Genomic DNA, 20716 nt, shown 5'->3' with positions numbered 1-20716 from the left:
GAGCGCACGAGAGACCGTGAGACCAGGCGCTGCGGGATGAGCCGATACGGAAACCTACTGCGGAAAGGATGATGTCATGTGGGTACGAGACGTGATGCAGCGAGACGTGGCCGTTGTCGGGCCGGAGACCGCCCTCCACGAAGCGGCGAAGAGCATGTGGAAGTCTCGCTATCAGCTCCTGGTCGTGGGTGACGAGCACGGCATCTACGGCCTCGTGACAATGCGAGAGCTGGTGTTGGGCGCCGAGGCCCAGGCTCAGGGCGGCCCCGTTGAGGGAGTGGGGGACATCGCGAGCCTCAACTTCATCTTCACCCATGAGGACGAAGCGCTGGAGCAACTGGCGCGGCGAATGATTCACGCAAGGGCGCGACGGGCAATCGTCCTCGACGGAGGGCTGCACGCGGTGGGCGTGGTCTCTCCCATGGAGCTGGCGAGTCCCGATGTCGTCGAGCGGGCCTCCGAGGAGTCCTTCCCCGCCAGCGATGCCCCTTCCTGGACGGGCACCTCGGCTGGGTGACGGTGTCCCTTCCCCTTCTCTCACCTCATCAATGGGCGCTCGATGATTGGGCGCGGAGACATGTGGACTGAGTTCCTGAACATCCTGCTGCGCGTAGGCATGGCTTTCGTGTTGGCATTGCCCCTGGGCTGGGAGCGCGAGGTGGCGGCCCGGTCCGCGGGGCTGCGGACCTTCCCGCTCGTGGCGCTGGGCGCATGCGCCTATCTCCTGATTGGACAGCACGCCCTGGGGGATAGCGCCGAGGCGCAGGCGCGCATCCTCTCAGGACTCCTGACGGGCATTGGCTTCATCGGCGGCGGGGCCATCCTCAAGGGAGAGAAAGACGTGCGCGGAATCGCCACCGCGGCAAGCCTATGGAATACGGGTGCTATCGGGGCAGCAGCCGCCTATGGCCGTTACGAACTGGGCCTGATGCTCTCGCTGGGCAACCTTCTCACACTCCATCTGCTCAGGAGGGCGCTCCATCGCCGCCAGGCGCCCCCTCCTCGCTAAGCAGAACTTCCGCTTGCTGCATCCTTGTCAGGACCGCCTCTTCCCCGCGCTCGAGTCCCCCTTTTTGCCGCGAGTCCTCGCCGGAGTGCCCACCGGCTTCTGGCGGGGGGTCCGCTCCCGCACCTCGCGAGCCGCCTGCGGGCGCAGCCGCAACGAGCCCCGCGCCGGGATTTCACTCACCTCACCGCGCACCACCTCGGGAGCCCGCACCACTCCCCTGCCCTCCCGGTTGGCGAGCGGTGCCTCTTCCTGCTCGGGCGTGGGAGCCTCGGGAGGCACCTCGCGCAGCCCGTGCTTCCGGGCCCGCCGCTCCAGGAAGGCGAGCAGCCGCTCTCGGTGCATGTCCTGGTAGCGCTGGGGCTCGAAGGCGACGGTGCGCGCCTCGATGGCGCTCAATACGGCCTCCACATCTCGCTCCGCGGGACGGGGGCCGGGCAGGGACACCTCGGAGAAGCTCTCCTGGGAGATGACCTCGTCCGCGTAGTGCAGCGTCGAGAGGACGAGCCCTCGTCCATGCGGCCACACGACGCACAGGTGCCCCTTGAGGTGCATCACCAGCCGCCCGATGCCCGCGCGGCCCGAGGCTCGCAGCGCCATCGCCAGGGTGGCATACGGCTTCCACGCCTTCTCGCCCGGCATCACGTGGTACGTGGTGTCGAAGAAGATGGGGTCAATCTCGGAGAGCTCGATGAAATCCTCCAGGTCCACCGTGCGGCTCGCCTGGGGATCGAACGCCTCGAGCTCGCCGCGTGTCACCTCCACATAGCGGCCCGGGCGAATCTCATAGCCCTTCACCACGTGCTCGAAGGGCACCTCCTCGCCATCGGCCGAGCACACCCGCTTCTGCTGGATGCGCGCACCGTCCGCGTCGTGCAGGAGGTTGAACTGCACCTGCCTGGGTGACACGGCCGCGTAGAGCCGCACCGGGACATGCACGTGCCCGAAACCCAGCGAGCCGGTCCAGACGGGTCGAGACATGAAGGGCCTCCCTGGCACCCGACGGGGCGCCGTCTCCTAATTTCCGGACTGTCCTGGAGAGCGACAAGGCACTGCGCGCACGCGACCGGGGGCCCGCAGGGACGGTCGCCCGGGAGTCCATCCGGAACACCTCTGACACGGAGGGCTTGCCGAGTGCCCGGAACGCTGGGTACGACGCCGGGTCATCCCAGCAGCGCAGCACCAGGACAAGGAAGGCGAAGCATGAAACGGATTCTCTCGGCGGTACTGACTCTCTCAGTGGCCATGGGGCTCACGAGCGGTTGCGCATCCGTCAAGAAGATGAACGTGGGGCGCACGGCGGCGTCCATCCTCATCTCCGACGAGCAGGAGGCGCAGCTCGGCGCGCAGGTGAAGCAGGAGCTCGAGACGAAGGAGAAGATCAAGTACGTCGAGGACTCGGCGGTGGTGGATTACGTGCGCAACCTGTCCACGCCCATCCTCCAGCAGGCGAACAAGGATCGTCAGGGCGTGAAGTGGAAGATCCACGTCATCGATGATCCGAAGACGGTGAACGCGTTCGCCACGCCGGGCGGCTACCTGTACGTGTACACGGGGCTGCTGCTCGCGGCGGACAACGAGGCCGAGGTGGCGGGCGTGATGGGGCACGAGGCCGGCCACGTGACGGGTCGGCACTCGGCGCAGGCGCTGATGCTCCAGTATGGCCAGCAGGCGCTGATCGACGCGGCGCTCGGGAAGAACTCGGGGACGGTGTCGCAGATCGCCGCGAGCCTGGCGGGCAGTGGCACGAGCCTGGCGTTCAGCCGCGGCAACGAGACGGAGGCGGATGAGCTGGGTGCCAAGTACACGTCGGGGGCGCGCTACGATCCGCGCGGGCTGGTGACCTTCTTCCAGAAGCTGGCCGCGCAGGAGGGCAAGACGCCGGGCTTCATGAAGTGGCTGAGCACGCACCCGCCGAGCGCGGATCGCGTGAAGCACCTCAACAGCTATATCTCGTCCAAGGGCCTGTCGGGCTCGGAGCTGGGGGCGGATCGTCTGGCCACCATCAAGGCACGCCTGCGGAAGTAGGCCCGCGCCTCAGTGCAAGGAGGAGTGCTCTTCGCGCTCCTCCCTCCTCGAGCCCTCGTCAGGAGACTCCTGAACCTTGGCGGGCGGCTCGACCTCGGGAGAGGCGCGCTCGGCCATGCGCCGGCGCCAGCGCCAGAAGGCGAGCCGCTCTCTTCCCGAGCCCCGCTCACGAGGGACCCCCGCCACAAGGTGAGGCGCTTCGATGGGCGAAGGCTTGCCGGCCGCCTGGGCTGCCTCGGCCTCGGCGTGCTCGAGGACGGCATTCACCTCGCCACCCAGAATGAAGATGAGGCCGGTGAGGTAGAGCCACAGCAGCAGCACGACGACGCCGCCGATGGAGCCATAGGTGACGTTGTAGCGGCCGAAGTGCTCGACGTACTGCGTGAAGCCCCAGGTGGTGAGGAGCCACAGCACGCTGGCGAGCACCGCTCCGGGCGAGAGGAACTGGTAGCGGTGCCGGACCGCGGGCAGGCGCCAGTAGCACAGGGCCAGCACCAGCATGACGAGACACGCGGTCAGGGGCCAGCGCAGCCACGACCAGACGACGTGGTAGACGTTGAGCACGTGGAGGTGCTCGGCGGCCCACTCGCCCACGCGCCCGCCCAGGAGGAAGAGGGCGAAGGCCAGCGGGATGACCAGCGAGCCCGCCACCGTCATGACAATGGCGAGCCCCTGCGTCTTCCAATAGGGCCGGTACTCGGGGACGTCATAGGCGAGGTTGAGCGCCCGGCGGAACGCGTCCACGCCGCGCGAGGCGGACCAGAGCGCCACCAGGAGGCCCAGGGTGATGAGGCGAGGCTGGCTCTCGGAGACGAGCGACTCCAGGTGTCCCCGCACCAGTTGCAGGGCGTCGGCCGGCATGAGCGGACCGAGCCGCTCCACCATGGCGTCCACGGCCCCCGGGGCGAACGGCAGGTACGCCGCGAGCGTCACCAGGAAGAAGAGGAACGGGAAGAGGGAGAAGAGGAAATAGAAGGCGAGCTGCGCCGCGCACTCGGTGACGGCGTCCTCCTCGATTTCCACCCAGAGACGCCTGAAGAACTCGCGCCACGTCAGGTGCCTGGGCTTGCGGAACGGCATTCCTTCCTCCGCGATATCCCGGGTTGAAGGCCGAAAGGTGGGGATGGAAGGGCCGTCGTGCAGCGAGCAGCCGAACAAGCCCTCCCCCTCCTCTCCCCTCCCCTCGCCCATGCCTGCTAGCCTTTCCCTCCACCATGCATCCGTTACCGCTCGTCGTCTTCCTGACGCTCGCCGCTGGTCCTGACCGAACCATCCCCGTGGGGTGCCGCGAGGACTATGGGACGTGCCGGGAAGACTGCACCATCGACTACGGCGGCAGCACGACGAAGTACCGCCAGCTCACCCAGTGCCTTGAGCGCTGTGCGAATGAGCAGAGCGAGTGCACCAACCGGCACTACACGCTCCGGGACGCGAACATCGACCTGCAGCCCACGCGCGAGGCAGACCCCGCGATGCGGGAGCCCCAGACGTACGACGACGACCTGCGCGAGGATGACACCGCGAAGCCCGCGTCGGGCACCAGGCCCTCCGACGGAGTGCGCCGCGGCGTCTACCGGGCCTCGGAAGAGAGCCCCCCTGCTCGAACGGCACCGCCCGTGATGAAGGAGCCGGAGCCCGAGACTGAAGCCGAGCCGGCGCCGATGCCAGCGGCCCCAGCGAAGCGAGCACCGGAGCCTGCCTCGGTGAAGAGCGAGGACGTCCGCATCGCCGACGCGCCCGAAGAGGAGGAGGCCGAACCGGCCCCTGCCCCGAAGCCCGCGCCGAAGCCGGTGGAGCCGCTGCGCCCGAAGCCTCCGCCGGAGCCCAAGAAGAAGGACATCTCGGAGTGGGACCCGAACGGGGACTGAGCGGCTACGACTCTTCCACCGGAACCGGCCCCGCGAGCGGAGGCGCGCTCTGCGTCAGCCTCACGCCGGCGAGCACCAACCCACCCCCAACGGCCAGCTCCCAGTGAAGCGACTCGCCGAGCACCAGCCACGCGGCGAGCGCGGTCATCGCGGGCTGGAGGTTGGAGAAGATGGCGACGCGCGACGCCGACACCTTGGTGAGGGCGTAGTACCAGATGAGGTACGCCACCACCGAGGTGAGGACGGCGAGGTACGCGATGCTGGCCAGCGCGGGCGAGCTGGCAGACAGGGTGCGCGTCGGCGCGAGCGCGAAGGGCGTCACGGGCACCAGGAGCAGAGCGGCGGCCACCATGCTCCACGAGGTGGAGCGCACCGGGCCATAGGCAGCAGCGAAAGGTTTGCCCTCGGTGGTGTAGACAACCCAGGCGCTCACCGCCGCGAGGATGAGCAGGTCCCCCAGGAGCGAGCCTCGCGCCGAGGCCAGTCCGCGCCCGAGCAGCAGCACCACCACACCGGCCAGCGCGGTGAGGATACCGAGCGTGGAGCGAGAAGAGGCCCGCTCGTGCCCGCGCGCGAGGCTCAACAGGTACACGCCGAGCGGGGTGAGCGCGTAGAGGAGCGCCGCGTGGGCCGCGGTGGAGTGGGACAGCCCGTAGAAGAACAACATCTGGTTGATGGGGCCCGCGAGCAGGCCGAGCATCAACACGCGACGCCACTCGGAGCGAGGCGGAAGCTTGGGGCCGGGTGTGAAGGCGAGCAGCAGGCAGAAGATGGTGGCACTGAGGAGGAAGCGCCAGAGCACCACGGTGACGGGAGGCAGTTCCTCCATGGCCCGCTTGCCGGCCAGGTACGTGCCAGCGCTGATCATCACCTGCAACAACAGCGCGGCGTAGACCCCGCCGAGTGATGCCTGACGAGAAGAAACAGCTTCGGAGGTGGATGCGCCCATGGACCGGCGCCACCTAGCAGACTGGCCGATGGACCGGAACGCCCCTCGACATCCGAGGGAGCGCGTCACACGCAGTTCACACTACGCGTCCAGGTGCCGCAGCGCCCACTGTGCGGCATGACGTACCTGCTCACTCGGATCTTCGCTCAACCGCTCCAACAGGGGCCGCGCCTCGGTCTGCTTCGTGGCGCCCAGCGCGTACACGGCATTGCGGCGCAGACCATCGTACTTGGCCCGAGCGAGCGCAGTGCCTGGGATGAGCTGCGCGTACTGCTCGGGGGTGAGCGCGGCCAGCTCCATCACCCCGAGCTCCGCCACCGCCCGGGGCGCGAAGCGCTCGTTGGGTGTGAACACGGGGCTCCGGTTCAGCGGACAGACGTCCTGGCAGATGTCGCAGCCGAAGATGATGTTGTCCATCTCCACGCGGAAGGACTCGGGCACCTCGGCGTGGCGGTTCTCGATGGTCTGGTAGGAGAGGCAGGCCCGCGCGTCCACGCGTCCCTGGCCCAGCAGCGCACCCGTGGGGCAGGACATGATGCACCTGCGGCAGTGGCCACAGCGGTCCTCGGCGGGACCACCCGCGTACGCGTCCACCTCGGCGTCGAGCACGAGCGCCGACAGCAACACCCACGAGCCATACGGCTCGGTGATGAAGCACCCGTTCTTGCCCACGTAGCCCAGGCCCGCGCGCGCGGCCCACACCTTCTCCATCAGCGGGCCCGAGTCCACGCTGCCGTAGTGATGCACCTCGGGGTAGGCCTCCGAGATCAACCTGCGGAAAGCCTTCAGCTTGTCGCGCAGGGTGGAGTGGTAATCCCGTCCACGCGCGTAGCGGGCAATGGGCGAGCCCGATGAACGAGGCTCATCGCGGTAGTAGTTGGTGGCGAAGGCGATGACGGTGCGAGCGCCTGGGAGGAGCAGCGAGACGTCGAGACGCTCGGCGGCCCGCGTGCCCAGCCAGTCCATGTCCGCGGCGCAGCCGGCCTCGAGCCATCCCAGGAGGAAGTCGGGAGGAATGGGCTCGGCGCGTGCGAAGCCCACGAGGTCGAAGCCGACCTGCTTGGAGAGTTGGCGAAGATGTGCGGTGGGCAGCGGACTCACGGGCTCATACATAACCGCGTCGCCGCCCCAGGGGGGCCCTGACGTGCTACTTCGCGGGCTTCTCCGGTATCCACTTCACATCCTCGATGCCCACCCGGTGGTTGGCGACCCGCGCCATGACGAAGAGCAGATCCGAGAGGCGGTTGAGGTAGGCCACCACCTCCTGCTGGGCCTCTCCCTCGCGCATGGCTGCGACAACCCGACGCTCGGCCCGGCGGCACACCGTCCGGGACAGGTGCAGCGCGGCGGCCGCCTGGCTGCCTCCCGGGAGGATGAAGTGCGTCATGGGCGAGAGCTCGGTCTCGAAGGCGTCAATGGCCTTCTCCATGTCCGTCACCCACTCAGGCTTGAGCCTGGGGATGTGCTCGGAGGCCTTGGTGCCCACGGGCGTCGCCAGCACCGCCCCCACGGTGAAGAGCTGGTCCTGCAGCCGCAGCAGGAGCGCGTCCAGATCCGTGGGCATGGACAAGGAGCGCGCCAGCCCCAGCGAGGCGTTCAGCTCGTCCACCTCTCCGTAGGCATCCACGCGCACACTGTCCTTGCGCACCCGACCTCCGCCGAACAAGCCCGTCTCTCCCGAGTCTCCGGTCTTCGTGTAGATCTTCATGGCGCGCCCCTTCTAATGGTCTCCCCTCCGAGACTTCCACCAGAAGACGGACTCGCGGTGTACGGCGGGCTCGTACCGCGCGCATTCGTCGGAGATCCAGCATCCCCCCTTCCCGATTTGTCGCGCGGCCCACATCACTTGGGTTAGATGCCGCTCCCCGTTTTGCGCCCGCGAAGGGCCGAGTGGATCGATCCGACCATGAAACAGTACCTCGCCCTGCTCGAGCACGTCCTTCACCACGGCACGAAGAAGAGTGACCGGACTGGAACCGGAACACTGAGCATCTTCGGCCACCAGATGCGGTTCGACCTCACGCAGGGGTTCCCGCTGGTGACGACGAAGAAGCTGCACCTCAAGTCCATCATCCACGAGCTGCTGTGGATGCTCGCGGGCGGCACCAACGTGCGCGACCTGCAGAAGCACGGTGTCACCATCTGGGACGAGTGGGCGGACGCGGAGGGCAACCTCGGCCCCATCTACGGGCACCAGTGGCGCTCGTGGCCGAAGCCCGGCGGCGGCTCCATCGACCAGCTGACCCAGCTCGTCGAGCAGCTGCGCAAGAACCCCGACTCGCGCCGGCACATCATCAGCGCGTGGAACGTGGCGGACCTGGAGGCGATGAAGCTGCCGCCCTGCCACATCCTCTTCCAGTTCTACGTGGCGGAGGGCCGGCTCTCCTGCCAGCTCTACCAGCGCAGCGCGGACATCTTCCTCGGGCTGCCCTTCAACATCGCCTCCTACTCGCTGCTGACGATGATGGTGGCGCAGGTGACGGGGCTCCAGGCGCACGAGTTCATCCACACCACGGGTGACACGCACCTGTACCTCAACCACCTGGAGCAGGCCCGCGAGCAGCTCCGGCGCGAGCCGCGTCCGCTGCCGAAGATGACGCTCAACCCCGAGGTCCGCTCGCTCTTCGACTTCAAGTACGAGGACTTCACGCTGAGCGACTACGAGCCCCACCCCGCCATCAAGGCGCCGGTGGCCGTATGACCCTCTCCGCCATCGTGGCGATGGCCTCCAATCGCTGCATCGGCAAGGACAACACCCTGCCCTGGCGGCTGCCCGCGGACCTCAAGCGCTTCAAGCAGCTCACGATGGGGCACACGCTCATCCTGGGCCGCAAGACGTACGAGTCCATCGGCCGGCCGCTGCCCGGCAGGACGATGGTCGTGGTGACACGCCAACGGGACTACGCGCCCGAAGGCGTGCAGGTGGTGCACTCGCTGGAGCAGGCCCTGGAGCAGGCGCGCGGTGATGACGAGCCCTTCATCGCCGGAGGCGCGGACCTCTACCGGCAGTCGCTGGAGCGCGTGCAGCGGCTGTACCTCACGCGCATCGAGCGCGAGTACGAGGGCGACGCCTTCTTCCCCGAGGTGGACCTGTCCGCCTGGAGACTCCTGGCCGAAGAGCACCACCCGGCCACCGCCACCGAGCCGCCCTTCTCCTTCCTCACCTACGAGCGGTAGCGCTCCCTGCCCGCGAACTGATGCCTATTGTCTTCAATCATTTTGATTTTGATTCGCAGAATTGAAACAATAGGAGGGGGCTGGTACATGGTTGGATGTGAAGCGCCCTGCCTTATTGCTCCTGTCCCTGCTGATCGCGGCCCCCGTTGCCTTCGCCGCCGATGACAGTGCGTCCGAGGGGCGCACCTGGCACCGGCTGGTGGGCATCCTCCAGTATCTCCAGGCGGACTACCCGATGGCGGTGGAGTCGAAGTCTGACTTCGAGCTGGCCGAGCAGCGCAGCTTCATCGCAGAAGCCACCGAGGCGGCTGGTGACCTGGGTCCCCGGGGCGAGGCCTTCCTGCCGCGCCTGAAGGAGATCAAGGAGCGTGTGGACAAGGCCGAGGATCCCGAGGGCGTCAGCCGTGACTGCGGGGCGCTCGTGGAGGACCTGGTGCTCGCCGGCGGTCTGGCGCGCAGCCCGCGGACCCCGCCGGACCTGAAGCTCGGCGAGCAGCTCTTCCAGCAGAACTGCGCGGCGTGCCACGGCGCGGACGGGCGCGCGCAGGTCTCCATCGCCGAGACGATGGAGCCCAAGCCCGCCAACTTCCACGACCCGGACATCATGGCCGGGCTCACCCCGTACAAGGCCTTCAACACCGTGGGCTTCGGCGTGCCCGGTACGCCCATGCCTGGCTTCCCCACCCTCTCGGAGGAGGAGCGCTGGGCCGTCGCCTTCTACGTCTTCACCCTCCGCCAGCCCGCGTGTGACGGCAACCCGCCGCGCGCCTCGCTGGAGAAGCTCGCCAACTCCACGGACCCGGAGCTCGTGCAGGCCCACGGGCAGGAACACCTCGCGTGTCTGCGCCGCAAGATGCCCGACGTGGACGAGGAGCGCGGCCTGCTGACGGCGCGCAACCTCGTGGAGCAGGCCCTGAAGCTGGGCGCCGGCGGGGATTCACTCGGGGCTCGCAACGCGCTGCTGGATGCCTACCTCAATGGGCTTGAGCCGGTGGAGGCGACCCTGCGCGCCCGGAATCCGGATCTGGTGCTGAAGCTGGAGAAGGCCTTCCTCGACACGCGGCTCGCCGCCGAGCAGAAGAGCCCGCACCTTCAGGACGAAGGCCGCATCCTGCTGTCCCTGCTGGACGAGGCTCGCCGCAGCAGTGGCACCACCGCGGGCTTCATCTCGGTGATGTGGCTCACCCTGCTCATCCTCCTGCGCGAGGGCTTCGAGGCCACCGTCATCATCGCCGCGCTGCTGGCGATGCTGCGCAAGATGCAGGCCCCCACGTATGCGCGCGTGGTGCACACCGGGTGGGTGTCCGCGCTGGTGGTGGGCGCCCTCCTCTTCATCTTCGGACGGCACCTGCTGGGTGGAGCGAACCGCGAGATGCTCGAGGGTGTGGCTGCGCTCGCTGCAGTGGTCATGCTGCTGTACGCGGCCCTGTGGCTCAACGCGCGCGCCAACATGAGCAAGTTCATGGGCGAGCTGCGCCAGAAGATGCAGGGCGCGCTCGGAAAGGGCAGCGGCGCCGGCCTCTTCGCCATCGCCTTCTCCGCCGCGCTGCGCGAGAGCGTGGAGACGGCCATCTTCCTGCAGGGGCTCGCGCTCGACTCGCTCTCCGGCGTGGCCTGGGGCTGCGCCCTGGGAGCCGTGGCCCTCACCGTGCTCGTCCTCTTCATCAACCGCGTGGGCTACAAGCTGCCCATGAAGACGCTCTTCAAGGCGTCCACGGTGCTGCTGGTCGTCACCGCCATCATCCTGCTCGGCAAGGGGCTGCGCGCTCTGCAGGAGGTGGGTCTGGTGCCGCTGCGGCCTCTGCCCCTCTTCACCTTCGAGCCGCTCGGCATCTTCCCGGATGCCATGACGCTCATCCCGCAGCTGGTGCTCACGGCCATCCCGATCATCGTGTACTTCATCAAGCGCCGCGGGGGCACCACGCGACTGGCGGACGTGTCGTCACAGGGGTAACCCCCTTCAGGGAAGTAACCGAAGCGAATCAATGCCCCCTCTCCCCTCGGGAGAGGGTGGGGGTGAGGGTAGCCGGGCCCGTCCTTCAACCCGTGGTCCGCAATGGGGACAGAGGGTTCAACCCGAGTTCACCCGATACCCTCACCCCGTCCCTCTCCCAAAAGGGGAGAGGGGATATGGCCGCGGTTATCAGCGCAGGTTCCCAGGGGCACTTCTTCACGGGACTTACCTGAAGAGGCTCAGGTCGGCAGGTAACGGCCGGAGTCCTCGCGCATCCGGCCCTCCTCCACAAGCTTCAGCAGCACCGCTAGGGCGCTCCGCTCGGCCACGGGAAACAAGAACGGCGGCGTGTCCGCGTACGCGCGCTCCAGCACCTCCGGGAGCGTCGCGCCCTCTGGGGGCACTGCCGCCACGATGCGCGCCTCTCGCGCGGCCCGGTGAGCCAAGTACTCCTGCAGCTTCCCCGGTCCGTCCGGAATCGCCGTCCCGTGCGCCGGGTGCAGCGTCGTCACCGGCAGGTCCCTCAGCCGCGCGAGCTGCCGCAGGTACTCGCCCATGTCTCCCTCGGGCGGATCGATGACGATGGTGCCCACGCCAGCCACCATGTCACCCACCACCGCCGCGCGCGTCCGCTCGTCCACGAGGCACACGTGACCCCGCGCATGGCCTGGCGTGTACAGCACCCGCCAGCGCTGCGGCGGAGTCCCCGCCAGTTCCAGCACCTCACCGTCCTGCAGCAACCGATCCGTCGGCACGTCCACACGGTCCGCCGTCCGCGCGTGGCACCACAACGGCACCTTCAACCGCTCTTTCACCGCGCGCACCCCGCCCACGTGGTCGCCATGGTGGTGCGTCAGCACGATCGCCTTGACGCGGCCCCCGTCCTCCACCAGCCCCTCCACCAGCGACAGCAGCCGCGCCACCTCGGCCTCGTCGTCCGCGCCCGGGTCCACGATGAGCAGCTCGCCGTTGCCCAGCACGTACGCATTGGTGTGCGTGGCCGGAGGCAGCGTGGCCGTGCGCAGCGGGAACACCCGCACGCCCTGCTGGAACTCGATGCGCTGCGCGATGAAGTCCGGGCAATGCGGCTGCTCGCGCAGGCTCGCCAAGGCCCGCGCCGGGGTGTCGAAGCTCGCCATCACCCGCAGCACGTGCAGCGCGGGCGGGTGCAGCAACGCCGTCCCCTGCTCCCAACGCGCGAGCGCCTCGGCCGGCTTCACCCACGCCGCCTCCGACAGCTCGCCGGGCCACCACTCCGCCTGCGCGTGTGCGGGCGCCTCCACCAGGTAGAAGAAGGTGTCGAAGCGCACCGGCGCGAACTCCGGCGTCACCCACCGCCCCGCGTCCGGGAAGTCCTCCGCCCGCAACATCAGCCCGTACCGCTGGAGCAGCTCCGACCACGAGCTCCGCTTCTCCAGCAGCGCGCGGCGCATCTCCCGCATCTCGTCCGCGGACACCCGCATGGCGCCCTCGGCCACCAGCAGTCCGGTCTCTTCGAAGAGCTCGCGCGCCGCCGCCACCCGCAGCGCGGCCTCCTGCCCCGAGGCGCCTCGCACCGGCACCAGCGCGTCTGTCTTGTCCACCTTGCCGCCGGGGAAGGCGTAGAAGCCCCCAGCGAAGGCGAGCGCCTTCTCCCGCTTCACCCAGAAGACCTCCACGCCCTCGGGTGTCCGGCGGTAGGGCACCGCCACCGACGCAGGCCGCGTCTCCGCGACGGGAGGCGGCGGAGGCATACCGGGAAACGCTTCGCTCATGGCTGCACCGCCTGTCCGAGCAGCCGCGCCATCATGTTGCGCGCGTCCTCGATTTGATCCGGCCGCACATACAGACGAGACAGCCGAACCGCGCCGCTGTAGCGCTGGTAGAGCGGCGTGTAGCGCGCCACCTCCGTCAGCCGTCCGGTGGACACGTCGACGATGAAGAGGCTCGGGCCCGAGCCCTCCGAGAAGTACTTGGAGAGCACGCCCTTCGACTCCACCGTGAAGTGCTCGAAGCCTCCCGTCACCAGCGCGCTGCGCAGCACGTCCAGGTCGTAGCCCACGTCCCGCTCGGTGAACTGCGCCAGCAGCTTGAAGCCATTGCGCGTGTAGATGCGCTGCGCCCACCGGTTCTTCGAGCGCCGCAGCGTGTGCCACAGCGCCACGTCATCGCAGAAGAGGAAGGCCTCGGGGTCGGAGGGAATCTCGAACTCGCCGGGCGCCTCCTCGTAGTAGCGCCGCAGCATGTAATCGAAGTTCACCGAGGTGTGGTGGTAGTAGACGGAAACGAACATGTGGTAGCGGCTGAGGAGGAAGTCCTCGAAGGCGAACGCCGCCGCACGGCTCAGCGCCATATAGGCGCGCCCGTCCTTCACCGCCGGGTTCAGGTTGGAGACGATCCAATCCATGTCATACCGGCCATAGTTCACTCCCGTATAGAAAGAGTCGCGCACCAGGTAGTCCATCCGGTCCGCGTCCAGCTCGCCGGACACGATGGCGCGCAGGAACGGCGTCCAGTCCACCCCTCCGTGCGAGAAGCCCGGATCCTGCGGTGGCCGCGCCCCGGTGATGAGCCCCACGGCCGCCATGGGGGTGATGCCCATCGGCCCGTAGTGCTGCTCGATGATGGGAGTGAGTGAGCTGTCCAACAGGAGCTTCGCGGTGAAGTCCTCATGGGTCGCCTGCTCGCCCTCCGCCACGGCGTCCAACCAGGAGGGCAGCCGCAGGGAAGCTCGCGGGGGCGCGATGCGTTCCGAGGCGTGGGAGAGCGGCATGTGCCCCAGGTCATGACACAACACAGCCAGACGCACCGCGGCACTGAAGCGCTTGCGAACGTCGTCGGGCAGACTGGAGCGGCTCGCCACGGCGTGGAACACCCGCGAGGCCACGTGCATGGCGCCGAGCGAGTGGGCATGCCGGGTATGGGTGGCGCCCGGGAAGGCCAGGTCGCCGAACCCGAGCTGCCGCACGTGTCGCAGCCGCTGGTAGTACCGGCTGTCGATGACGGCCTTCTCCTCACCACTCACATCGATGGTGCCGTGGATGGGGTCGCGAATCCGCATGGTTCTCCTCTCATACTTCCGGGAACTGCTCGGCGGCCAGCCAAACGGCCTATATGTGGACTGTCATCCCCTTGGGGGACGTGCTAACCCTGCCACCGCACTACGCATGCACATCGCCATCCTGTACAACCGAGACCATGAGCTGTTGGAGGACGACCCGGGTCGGGAGGCGCGAGAAGACGTAATGCGCGTGGCCTCGTCCCTGGCCGAGGCCCTCTCCCATGGAGATACCCACGCCGAGCCGCTCGCAGTCGAAGGCTCCCGGCTGGACTTCGTGGACGCGCTCGCTCGGATGCAGCCCGACCTGGTCATCAACCTCTGCGAGTCCGTGGCCGCGGACGCTCGGGGGGAGATCATCATCCCCTGCCTGCTGGACATGCTCGGGCTGCCCTACACCGGCTCGCCGGCGCTCTCCCTGGCGCTGGCGCTGCACAAGGACAAGGCCAAGGAGCTGCTCAAGGCCCGCGGGGTGTCCACACCTGGCTTTGCGCGCGTGGACCGGCTCGAGGACGTGAGCCTGGTGGACCTGCCCTTCCCCCTCATCGTCAAGCCCGCACGCGAGGACGCCAGCGTGGGCATCACCCACGACTCGGTGGTGCACGACCGGACGGCCCTGGGCCGCACGGTGGAGGCGGTGCTGCGCACCTTTCAACAGCCCGCGCTCGTGGAGCAGTTCATTCCTGGACGCGAAATCTACGTGCCGCTGCTGGGCAACAACCCGCGCCGGGCGCTGCCCCTCACGGAGATCCGCTTCGGCAAGCTCTTCGAGGACCGGCCCAACATCGTCACCTACGCGGGCAAGTGGGAAGCCGACTCGCCCGAGTACCAGAACACTCCCTCGGGGCCCTGCCTGCTGGAGGACCCCGCGCTGGAGGCCCGCCTCGTGAAGACGGCGATGGATGCCTTCGCCGCCCTCGAGTGCCAGGACTACGGACGCGTGGACCTCCGGGTCACTCCGGAGGGCGTGCCCTACGTCATCGACATCAACCCCAACTGCGATCTCCACCCCGAGGCGGGATTCGCCAAGGCCGCGCGCGCGGCCGGCATCGACTACTCCGCTCTGGCCAGGCGCCTGGTGGAGATCGCTCTAGAGAGAGCCCATGGACATCCGACCGCTCGAAGGAAAGGACCGGGAGCCCCTCGCCTCCCTGATCCGTCGAATCGAAACGTTCTCGCCGGAAGAGGTGGAGTGCGCAATCGAGCTCGTCGATCTCGCGCTTCAGCCGAATAACCGCGACTACAAGATTCTGGTCGCGGACCGGGACGGCAAGCTCGTGGGCTACGTCTGCTACGGCCCCACGCCGATGACGGAGGGGACGTACGACCTGTATTGGATTGCCTCGGACCCCACGGTGCGTGGCCAGGGCATTGGCGCCTCGCTGGTTGCCGGCATGGAGGCGGACCTGCGCCGTCAGAAGGGTCGGCTCATCCGTGTGGAGACGAGCGCCACGGAGGCCTATGGTCCCACCCGCGGCTTCTACGCCTCCATGAAGTACATGGAGGAGGCGCGCATCCGCGAGTTCTACAAGGCCGGCGACGACCTCATCATCCTCTCCAAGCGACTCTAAGAGTGCGACTCTCCCGAAAAGCCCTTCCCTCTCTGGGCGCCGCGCTGCTGAGCCTGGCGCTCGTGCAGTGCAAGAAGCAGGAGCCCGCGCCCGCGGCGCCCCAGGCCCAGCAGGCCCCGAGCCAGGCGCAACCCGCCCAGGCTCCGGCCACCGTCTCCGACGTGCTCAAGGCGCGCCGTCCGCAGGGCGGCGAGTACCTGGGGCTGTACCTGGTGGACAAGAAGGTGGGCTACGTCTTCAACGACCTGGGACTCGTCCCGGGCCGTAACGACCGGGTGCGCAGCATCAACGAGCTGCACTTCAAGGCGCAGGTGGGTGCCCGGACGTCCGAGCGCATGCACCGGGAGGAGCGCATCTACGAAGCCGGGCCCGGCGGGAGGCTCGTGGCCTTCACCATCCAGCAGCGCGGGGATGGTGGCACTCAAACCTTGGTGGGCACCGTCACGCCCACCGGAATGAGCGTGGTGCGCAAGCGTCCGGGGATGGCGGACGAGACGGTGAACCTGCCGCCCACCACCGAGGTGGTGGAGGACGCCGATCAGGTTCGCGTGGCCCTGCTGCGCCAGGCGAACGTGGCCGGCAGCGCGCTGGATGGGACGGACCTGGGCACCTACAAGCTCGTCACCACGGTGCAGCCCGCCGAGGAGCGACTGGTGAGCGGGGTGAAGGTGAAGGTTGGCAAGGCCGTCAGCGTCTCGGACAAGGAGAAGGTGCCCGTCACCGCCTACGTCGCCGAGGACGGACGGCTGCTGGAGATGGAGTACGGGCAGACGATGAAGGCCCGCGCCGAGCCCGAGGCGATGGCGAAGCGGCTGGACGTGGTGGAGGTGTTTGGCCTCACCCGCGTCGTGCTGCCCAAGCCGCTGCCGGCCGAGGCTCAAGCCATCCCCGGCCAGGTGAAGCTGGTGATGGAGAACCTGCCGGAGAAGTTCCAGCGCGACACCTACCGGCAGAAGTACCAGCCGCAGCCGGACGGCCGCGTGCTGGTGACGCTGTCGGCGCAAGCGCCCGAGCCCAAGAGCCTCAAGCCCCGGCCGCTCGCGGACCCCGACGGTGGCAAGAACCTCGAGTCCTCCATCATCGTCGAGAGCGACAACCCGCAGATCCGCGACCTCTCCAAGCAGCTGGTGGGCGAGGAGAAGGACGCCTACACGGCGGCGAAGGCGATCGTCGGTTGGGTGGCGAAGAACCTGCAGAAGGACTACGGGGCGAGCGCGGACCGGGCCACGGACGTGCTGCGCCAACGCAAGGGTGACTGCACGGAGCACTCGCTGCTGACGGTGTCCCTGCTGCGCGCGGCCGGCATACCCGCACGGCGAGTGGATGGCGTCATCTACATGGTGAACCAGGACGGCGTGCCGGCGCTCTACTGGCACGAGTGGGTGGAGGCCTTCGTGGGCGAGTGGACCCAGATGGACCCCACCTTCAACCAGGTGGTCGCGGACGCCACTCACTTCGGCGTGGGCCAGGAGGGAAACGCGGAAATCACGCCTCTCATCGGGAGCCTGAAGGTCGTCGAGGTGAGATAGAAGGTGCCAGGGGGTACACCCCCCCTTGGCAAGATGTCGTGAAGTCGACTATGCAACCCCCGCCTTTGTGGCATGTGTACCGGGGGTTTCATGCATAAGTTGACTCAGAAGTTTCTGGTGGCCTCGCTGCTCGCCCTCGCGGGCTGTGAGCATGAGGCCAACAGTGGCCGACTCGTGGGCTTCATCGTGGACGGCCAGACCGGACAGCGCCTGAACTTCTTCCAGGCGGACGGCAAGAAGAACAACGTCGACGACGAAAAGAATAGCCAGAGCCAGGTGTACGCGGTCATCGACGGCGAGTTCCGTCGCGCGGTGCCGTGCGGCAGCGGCGACCTGACCGAGGAGAACGCCATCGAGGCGGACGGCTGCTATCAGATCGACGGAATCCCCGAGGGGATGATCGTCCCCATCTTCGCGCAGGCCCCGGGCTACGAGCGGTTCGTGGGCGAGTTCACGTACCCCCTCCTCTCCAGGGACCAGGAGCACGCGCAGTACGTGGGCAACATCCGGCTGTTCCCCAAGGGCTATGCCACGGACTACCGGTTCAACGTGGAGTTCAACGGCCAGCCGGTGGCGAGGGCCCAGGTCATCTGCCAGTACATCCATGACGCCACCAGCTCGCTGGGGGTCACGGGCGATTTCAACGACTTCCTCGTGCCGAAGAACACGGGTACCACCACCCTCAGCGCCACCTCGGGTGATGACGGCGTGGCGGTCATCCCGGGCGCGCAGCTCGTCAACGGCGCCCGCTACAACTGCGAGGGTGTGCTGAACCAGGCCCTGGACGGTCGGACCCTGGCGGGTCAGAGCGTCATCGTGGCCGGCGTGACCCAGAGCGAGCAGCGCATGCAGCTGACGACGGCTGGCTCGACCGACAGCCTGCTCTACGCGGTGCGCTCCAACGTGGATGACGCCTACAAGCTGGTGGGCGCGGACGGCAAGCTCGTCGTCACCTTCAACCGCCCGGTGGAGATCGTCCCCGGCACGGCGGATTGCCAGACGGCTGCTGAGGCCATTGGCAATCCTGATGCCGACACCACTCAGGGCAAGCTCTACGGAAACACCCCCGACAACTCCGTGTCGGAGCAGGTCACGGCGGAAGTCTCCGGTGACGGGCTCACGCTGACGGTGGGCTACAGGGCGGAGATCGCGTTCGATCAGGATGACCGCAACACCACCATCTCCTTCAATGGAATCGTCGTGCGCCCGCGCGGTGTCACGGACTCCCGTCAGGTTCGCGCCATCGGCTCCGCGGCCGGTTGCCGGACGATCGGCGTGGACGATGTGGCGGCCGTGAAGAACCTGCGTATCGGCGGCGACCAGAGCAACACCATCCGGCTCTTCTAGGTCCGTCGGTGCTGTTCCCGGGGCGCGGGAGCTGAACCCCGCGCCCCGAGTGTCTCAAGTGCCCGTAGGCACCAGGGCCAGCTTCCTCGCGAGGTCGCCCGGCTCCTTGATGGGCGGCTCGCAGGCGAAGTGGCGGCACAGGTAGGCGGCGGCGTGGCCACCCACCGGCTCGCGGCCCTCGAAGGTCTCTCGCATCGACGGTGGTACCGGCGCCCCCGGCTCCTTCCATGAGAAGGCGAACGTGGGAGCGTAGGTCGCCCGTGTCACGGACAGCAGGGACTTCACCGCCTCCTGTGCCCCAGAGAAGGTGACGCTCGGCGCTCCTTCCACCAGCGCATCCGCGGCCAGTCCCAGATGCCCGTAGCCCATCGGGTTCTGCCGGAGCTGCTCCTTCATGCGCGACACGTAGCGCTCCGGCAGCTCCAGGTACTGCTTGTTCCCCGTGAGCGCCGCCAGCGCCACCTGCGCCTCCGTCAGCGTCGAGGCCCCCGAGGGGAAGGCGTTGTCGAACGTCGCGTAGGTCGCCACCACCAGGTCCTGCTGCGCCCTCGGCGCCGTCAGATACGCCCGCTTCTCCCCATCCCAGAAGAGCGCCTCCGCCGCCTTCACCAGCGCCTCCGCGGCCTCCACGTACTTCGGCTCGAAAGTCGCCTGGTACAGCGCGGTCAGTCCCGCGGCCAGGTCGCCGTAGTCCTCGAGGAAGCCCGGGATGCGCGCCTGTCCCTCCTGGTACGAGCGCAGCAACCGCTGACCATCCCACAGCTCCGACAGCAGGAAGTCCGCCGCTCCACGGGCCAGGGCCACCCAGTCCGATCGATCGAAGACGCGTCCCGCGAAGGCCAGGCCCCGGATCATCAGCCCGTTCCACCCCGCCAGAATCTTGTCGTCCCGCCCCGGCTTCACCCGCTTCTCCCGCGCCTCGAAGAGCCGCCGCCGGGCCTCGCCCAGCCGGAGCTCCACCTCCTCCACCGTGAGCTTGAAGTCACTGGCCAGCGTCTCCACCGGCACCACCGCCTCCAGCACCGTGGCCCCGTGCTCGAAGTTGCCCGCGGGAGTGATCCCAAAGTGGCGCAGGGCCAGCTCGGCCAGCTCCGGCGGCAGCACCTCCCGCACCTGCTCGGGCTTCCAGACGAAGAACTTCCCTTCCTCGCCCTCGCTGTCCGCGTCCTGTGTGGCGTAGAAGCCGCCGCGCGCGTCCGTCATCTCGCGCCGCACGTACTCCGCTGTCTCCTCCACCACCTTGCGCCACAGCGGCCTCGGCTGCACCTGGTACGCCTCCGTGTACAGGTGCAGCAGCTGCGCGTTGTCGTACAGCATCTTCTCGAAGTGGGGCACCGTCCACCGCTCGTCCACCGAGTACCGATGGAAGCCGCCCCCCAGCTGATCATAGATGCCGCCCAGCGCCATCTTCTCCAAGGTCAGCAGCGCCCACTTCTTCAACGCCTCGTGCGCGTCCTTGCGCCGCCACGCTCGCAGCAGGAGCGCGACGTTCATCGGGTTGGGGAACTTGGGTGCGCCACCAAAGCCACCGTTCACCGGGTCCACCCGGTGCAGCATGGTCTCGCCCATGGCGACGAGGTCCTCCGGCTTCAGCGCCGCCGACGCGGCGTCCAGGCCGTAGCTGGCCAGCTCGCCCAGGCCCTCGCGGAATTCCTCCGACTGGCGCCGCACCTCGTCGCGCTTCGTCTCCCAGGCGTCGTGGAGCGCCTCCAACACCCGCGGGAAGCCCGGCCGCCCGTACTTGTCCTGCGGCGGGAAGTAGGTGCCTCCGAAGAAGGGCAGCAGCTCCGGCGTCAGGAACACCGTCAGCGGCCACCCGCCCCCCTGCCCCATCAGCTGCACCACGCCCTGGTAGATCTGATCCACATCCGGCCGCTCCTCGCGGTCCACCTTCACGTTGATGAACCACTTGTTCATCAACCCGGCGATGGTGGGATCCTCGAAGGACTCGTGCGCCATCACGTGGCACCAGTGGCAGGCCGAGTACCCCACCGACAGCAGGATGGGCTTGTCCTCCGCGCGAGCCCGAGCGAAGGCCTCGTCCCCCCAGGGGTACCAGTCCACTGGATTTGACGCATGCTGCCGCAGGTAGGGCGATGGCTCTCGGGCGAGGCGGTTGTTCGCACCGGAATGCGGAGTCTGGGCCATAGGAGGTTCCTCGAAGTAGGGCGACTTCCAGTGTGATAGGGGACACCCGTAGCGCGAGCAAGCTGCTCGGAAGGTGCGTGTCCTCCGGTATGAGCCGGAGCG

General features: G+C 68.1%; 19 protein-coding genes. 11 read left to right on the top strand and 8 right to left on the bottom strand.

Going from position 1 to position 20716, the window contains the following annotated elements; genetic code table 11:
* Positions 1 to 76 precede the first annotated feature (76 nt).
* Positions 77 to 517 (top strand): CBS domain-containing protein, encoded by a 441-nt coding sequence (locus F0U60_RS11375; RefSeq protein WP_395817888.1) that lies wholly within the window; start codon positions 77 to 79, stop codon positions 515 to 517.
* Positions 518 to 577: 60 nt separating this feature from the next.
* Positions 578 to 1009 (top strand): MgtC/SapB family protein, encoded by a 432-nt coding sequence (locus F0U60_RS11370; protein ID WP_395817885.1) that lies wholly within the window; start codon positions 578 to 580, stop codon positions 1007 to 1009.
* A 27-nt stretch (positions 1010 to 1036) separates the two neighbouring features.
* On the opposite strand, the gene F0U60_RS11365 is transcribed toward F0U60_RS11370, so the two are convergent.
* Positions 1037 to 1987: a Ku protein gene (locus F0U60_RS11365; RefSeq protein WP_395817882.1), complete on the bottom strand. Its 951-nt coding sequence runs from the start codon at positions 1985 to 1987 to the stop codon at positions 1037 to 1039.
* Between the two features lie 222 nt (positions 1988 to 2209).
* Between F0U60_RS11365 and F0U60_RS11360 the strand changes: the two genes are divergently transcribed.
* Entirely contained in the window at positions 2210 to 3034 is an 825-nt protein-coding gene (locus F0U60_RS11360; protein WP_395817879.1) for a M48 family metallopeptidase, read from the top strand.
* A gap of 9 nt (positions 3035 to 3043) precedes the next feature.
* Here the strand turns inward: F0U60_RS11360 and F0U60_RS11355 are convergent, their stop codons facing one another.
* Entirely contained in the window at positions 3044 to 4114 is a 1071-nt protein-coding gene (locus F0U60_RS11355) for a YihY/virulence factor BrkB family protein (protein ID WP_395817876.1), read from the bottom strand.
* A 134-nt stretch (positions 4115 to 4248) separates the two neighbouring features.
* On the opposite strand from F0U60_RS11355, the gene F0U60_RS11350 reads away from it, so the two are divergent.
* The gene (locus tag F0U60_RS11350; RefSeq protein ID WP_395817874.1) at positions 4249 to 4902 is read left to right on the top strand and encodes a hypothetical protein; all 654 of its coding nucleotides are present in this window, start codon (positions 4249 to 4251) and stop codon (positions 4900 to 4902) included.
* A gap of 4 nt (positions 4903 to 4906) precedes the next feature.
* Here the strand turns inward: F0U60_RS11350 and F0U60_RS11345 are convergent, their stop codons facing one another.
* From F0U60_RS11345 to F0U60_RS11335, 3 genes are all read right to left on the bottom strand, one after another.
* The gene (locus F0U60_RS11345) at positions 4907 to 5851 is read right to left on the bottom strand and encodes a DMT family transporter (protein ID WP_395817871.1); all 945 of its coding nucleotides are present in this window, start codon (positions 5849 to 5851) and stop codon (positions 4907 to 4909) included.
* 81 nt (positions 5852 to 5932) lie between these two features.
* Positions 5933 to 6952, bottom strand: a complete 1020-nt coding sequence (gene queG / locus F0U60_RS11340) for a tRNA epoxyqueuosine(34) reductase QueG (RefSeq protein ID WP_395817868.1) — start codon at positions 6950 to 6952, stop codon at positions 5933 to 5935.
* A gap of 46 nt (positions 6953 to 6998) precedes the next feature.
* A complete protein-coding gene (locus F0U60_RS11335; RefSeq protein ID WP_395817864.1) occupies positions 6999 to 7559 on the bottom strand; it encodes a cob(I)yrinic acid a,c-diamide adenosyltransferase in 561 nt (186 codons plus the stop codon).
* Positions 7560 to 7757: 198 nt separating this feature from the next.
* On the opposite strand from F0U60_RS11335, the gene F0U60_RS11330 reads away from it, so the two are divergent.
* From F0U60_RS11330 to F0U60_RS11320, 3 genes are all read left to right on the top strand, one after another.
* Entirely contained in the window at positions 7758 to 8552 is a 795-nt protein-coding gene (locus F0U60_RS11330; protein WP_395817862.1) for a thymidylate synthase, read from the top strand.
* Positions 8549 to 9028, top strand: a complete 480-nt coding sequence (locus tag F0U60_RS11325) for a dihydrofolate reductase (protein WP_395817860.1) — start codon at positions 8549 to 8551, stop codon at positions 9026 to 9028. Before F0U60_RS11330 ends, F0U60_RS11325 begins: the two co-directional genes overlap by 4 nt.
* 97 nt (positions 9029 to 9125) lie before the next feature.
* Positions 9126 to 10982 (top strand): FTR1 family protein, encoded by a 1857-nt coding sequence (locus F0U60_RS11320; RefSeq protein WP_395825191.1) that lies wholly within the window; start codon positions 9126 to 9128, stop codon positions 10980 to 10982.
* A 239-nt stretch (positions 10983 to 11221) separates the two neighbouring features.
* On the opposite strand, the gene F0U60_RS11315 is transcribed toward F0U60_RS11320, so the two are convergent.
* Positions 11222 to 12736 (bottom strand): MBL fold metallo-hydrolase, encoded by a 1515-nt coding sequence (locus F0U60_RS11315; RefSeq protein ID WP_395817857.1) that lies wholly within the window; start codon positions 12734 to 12736, stop codon positions 11222 to 11224.
* Positions 12733 to 14022, bottom strand: a complete 1290-nt coding sequence (locus F0U60_RS11310; RefSeq protein ID WP_395817854.1) for an HD domain-containing protein — start codon at positions 14020 to 14022, stop codon at positions 12733 to 12735. The genes F0U60_RS11315 and F0U60_RS11310 overlap by 4 nt, the downstream gene beginning before the upstream one ends.
* 106 nt (positions 14023 to 14128) lie before the next feature.
* On the opposite strand from F0U60_RS11310, the gene F0U60_RS11305 reads away from it, so the two are divergent.
* From F0U60_RS11305 to F0U60_RS11290, 4 genes are all read left to right on the top strand, one after another.
* Positions 14129 to 15253 (top strand): ATP-grasp domain-containing protein, encoded by a 1125-nt coding sequence (locus F0U60_RS11305; RefSeq protein WP_395817850.1) that lies wholly within the window; start codon positions 14129 to 14131, stop codon positions 15251 to 15253.
* Complete coding sequence (locus tag F0U60_RS11300) at positions 15207 to 15590, top strand: GNAT family N-acetyltransferase (protein ID WP_395817847.1); 384 nt, start codon at positions 15207 to 15209, stop codon at positions 15588 to 15590. The genes F0U60_RS11305 and F0U60_RS11300 overlap by 47 nt, the downstream gene beginning before the upstream one ends.
* 2 nt (positions 15591 to 15592) lie before the next feature.
* Complete coding sequence (locus F0U60_RS11295; protein WP_395817845.1) at positions 15593 to 17119, top strand: transglutaminase family protein; 1527 nt, start codon at positions 15593 to 15595, stop codon at positions 17117 to 17119.
* Positions 17120 to 17209: 90 nt separating this feature from the next.
* On the top strand, positions 17210 to 18466 hold the full coding sequence (locus F0U60_RS11290; RefSeq protein ID WP_395817842.1) for a hypothetical protein: 1257 nt from the start codon (positions 17210 to 17212) through the stop codon (positions 18464 to 18466).
* A 54-nt stretch (positions 18467 to 18520) separates the two neighbouring features.
* On the opposite strand, the gene F0U60_RS11285 is transcribed toward F0U60_RS11290, so the two are convergent.
* On the bottom strand, positions 18521 to 20614 hold the full coding sequence (locus F0U60_RS11285) for a thioredoxin domain-containing protein (protein ID WP_395817840.1): 2094 nt from the start codon (positions 20612 to 20614) through the stop codon (positions 18521 to 18523).
* Positions 20615 to 20716: the final 102 nt, after the last annotated feature.

This window comes from Archangium minus, from assembly GCF_044360475.1.
Taxonomy (GTDB): Bacteria; Myxococcota; Myxococcia; order Myxococcales; family Myxococcaceae; genus Archangium; species Archangium minus.
The sequence above is the reverse complement of the archived record's forward strand: the minus strand, read 5'-3'. Positions and strand labels throughout refer to the sequence as shown.

Bases quoted from the DNA above. Each gene is read 5' to 3' on its own strand.
- F0U60_RS11350 (WP_395817874.1), top strand. From the start codon at position 4,249: ATGCATCCGTTACCGCTCGTCGTCTTCCTGACGCTCGCCGCTGGTCCT.
- F0U60_RS11375 (WP_395817888.1), top strand. From the start codon at position 77: ATGTGGGTACGAGACGTGATGCAGCGAGACGTGGCCGTTGTCGGGCCG.
- F0U60_RS11370 (WP_395817885.1), top strand. From the start codon at position 578: ATGTGGACTGAGTTCCTGAACATCCTGCTGCGCGTAGGCATGGCTTTC.
- F0U60_RS11290 (WP_395817842.1), top strand. From the start codon at position 17,210: ATGCATAAGTTGACTCAGAAGTTTCTGGTGGCCTCGCTGCTCGCCCTC.
- F0U60_RS11355 (WP_395817876.1), bottom strand. From the start codon at position 4,114: ATGCCGTTCCGCAAGCCCAGGCACCTGACGTGGCGCGAGTTCTTCAGG.
- F0U60_RS11305 (WP_395817850.1), top strand. From the start codon at position 14,129: ATGCACATCGCCATCCTGTACAACCGAGACCATGAGCTGTTGGAGGAC.
- F0U60_RS11315 (WP_395817857.1), bottom strand. From the start codon at position 12,736: ATGAGCGAAGCGTTTCCCGGTATGCCTCCGCCGCCTCCCGTCGCGGAG.
- F0U60_RS11335 (WP_395817864.1), bottom strand. From the start codon at position 7,559: ATGAAGATCTACACGAAGACCGGAGACTCGGGAGAGACGGGCTTGTTC.
- F0U60_RS11330 (WP_395817862.1), top strand. From the start codon at position 7,758: ATGAAACAGTACCTCGCCCTGCTCGAGCACGTCCTTCACCACGGCACG.
- F0U60_RS11360 (WP_395817879.1), top strand. From the start codon at position 2,210: ATGAAACGGATTCTCTCGGCGGTACTGACTCTCTCAGTGGCCATGGGG.
- F0U60_RS11325 (WP_395817860.1), top strand. From the start codon at position 8,549: ATGACCCTCTCCGCCATCGTGGCGATGGCCTCCAATCGCTGCATCGGC.
- F0U60_RS11365 (WP_395817882.1), bottom strand. From the start codon at position 1,987: ATGTCTCGACCCGTCTGGACCGGCTCGCTGGGTTTCGGGCACGTGCAT.
- F0U60_RS11310 (WP_395817854.1), bottom strand. From the start codon at position 14,022: ATGCGGATTCGCGACCCCATCCACGGCACCATCGATGTGAGTGGTGAG.
- F0U60_RS11285 (WP_395817840.1), bottom strand. From the start codon at position 20,614: ATGGCCCAGACTCCGCATTCCGGTGCGAACAACCGCCTCGCCCGAGAG.
- F0U60_RS11345 (WP_395817871.1), bottom strand. From the start codon at position 5,851: ATGGGCGCATCCACCTCCGAAGCTGTTTCTTCTCGTCAGGCATCACTC.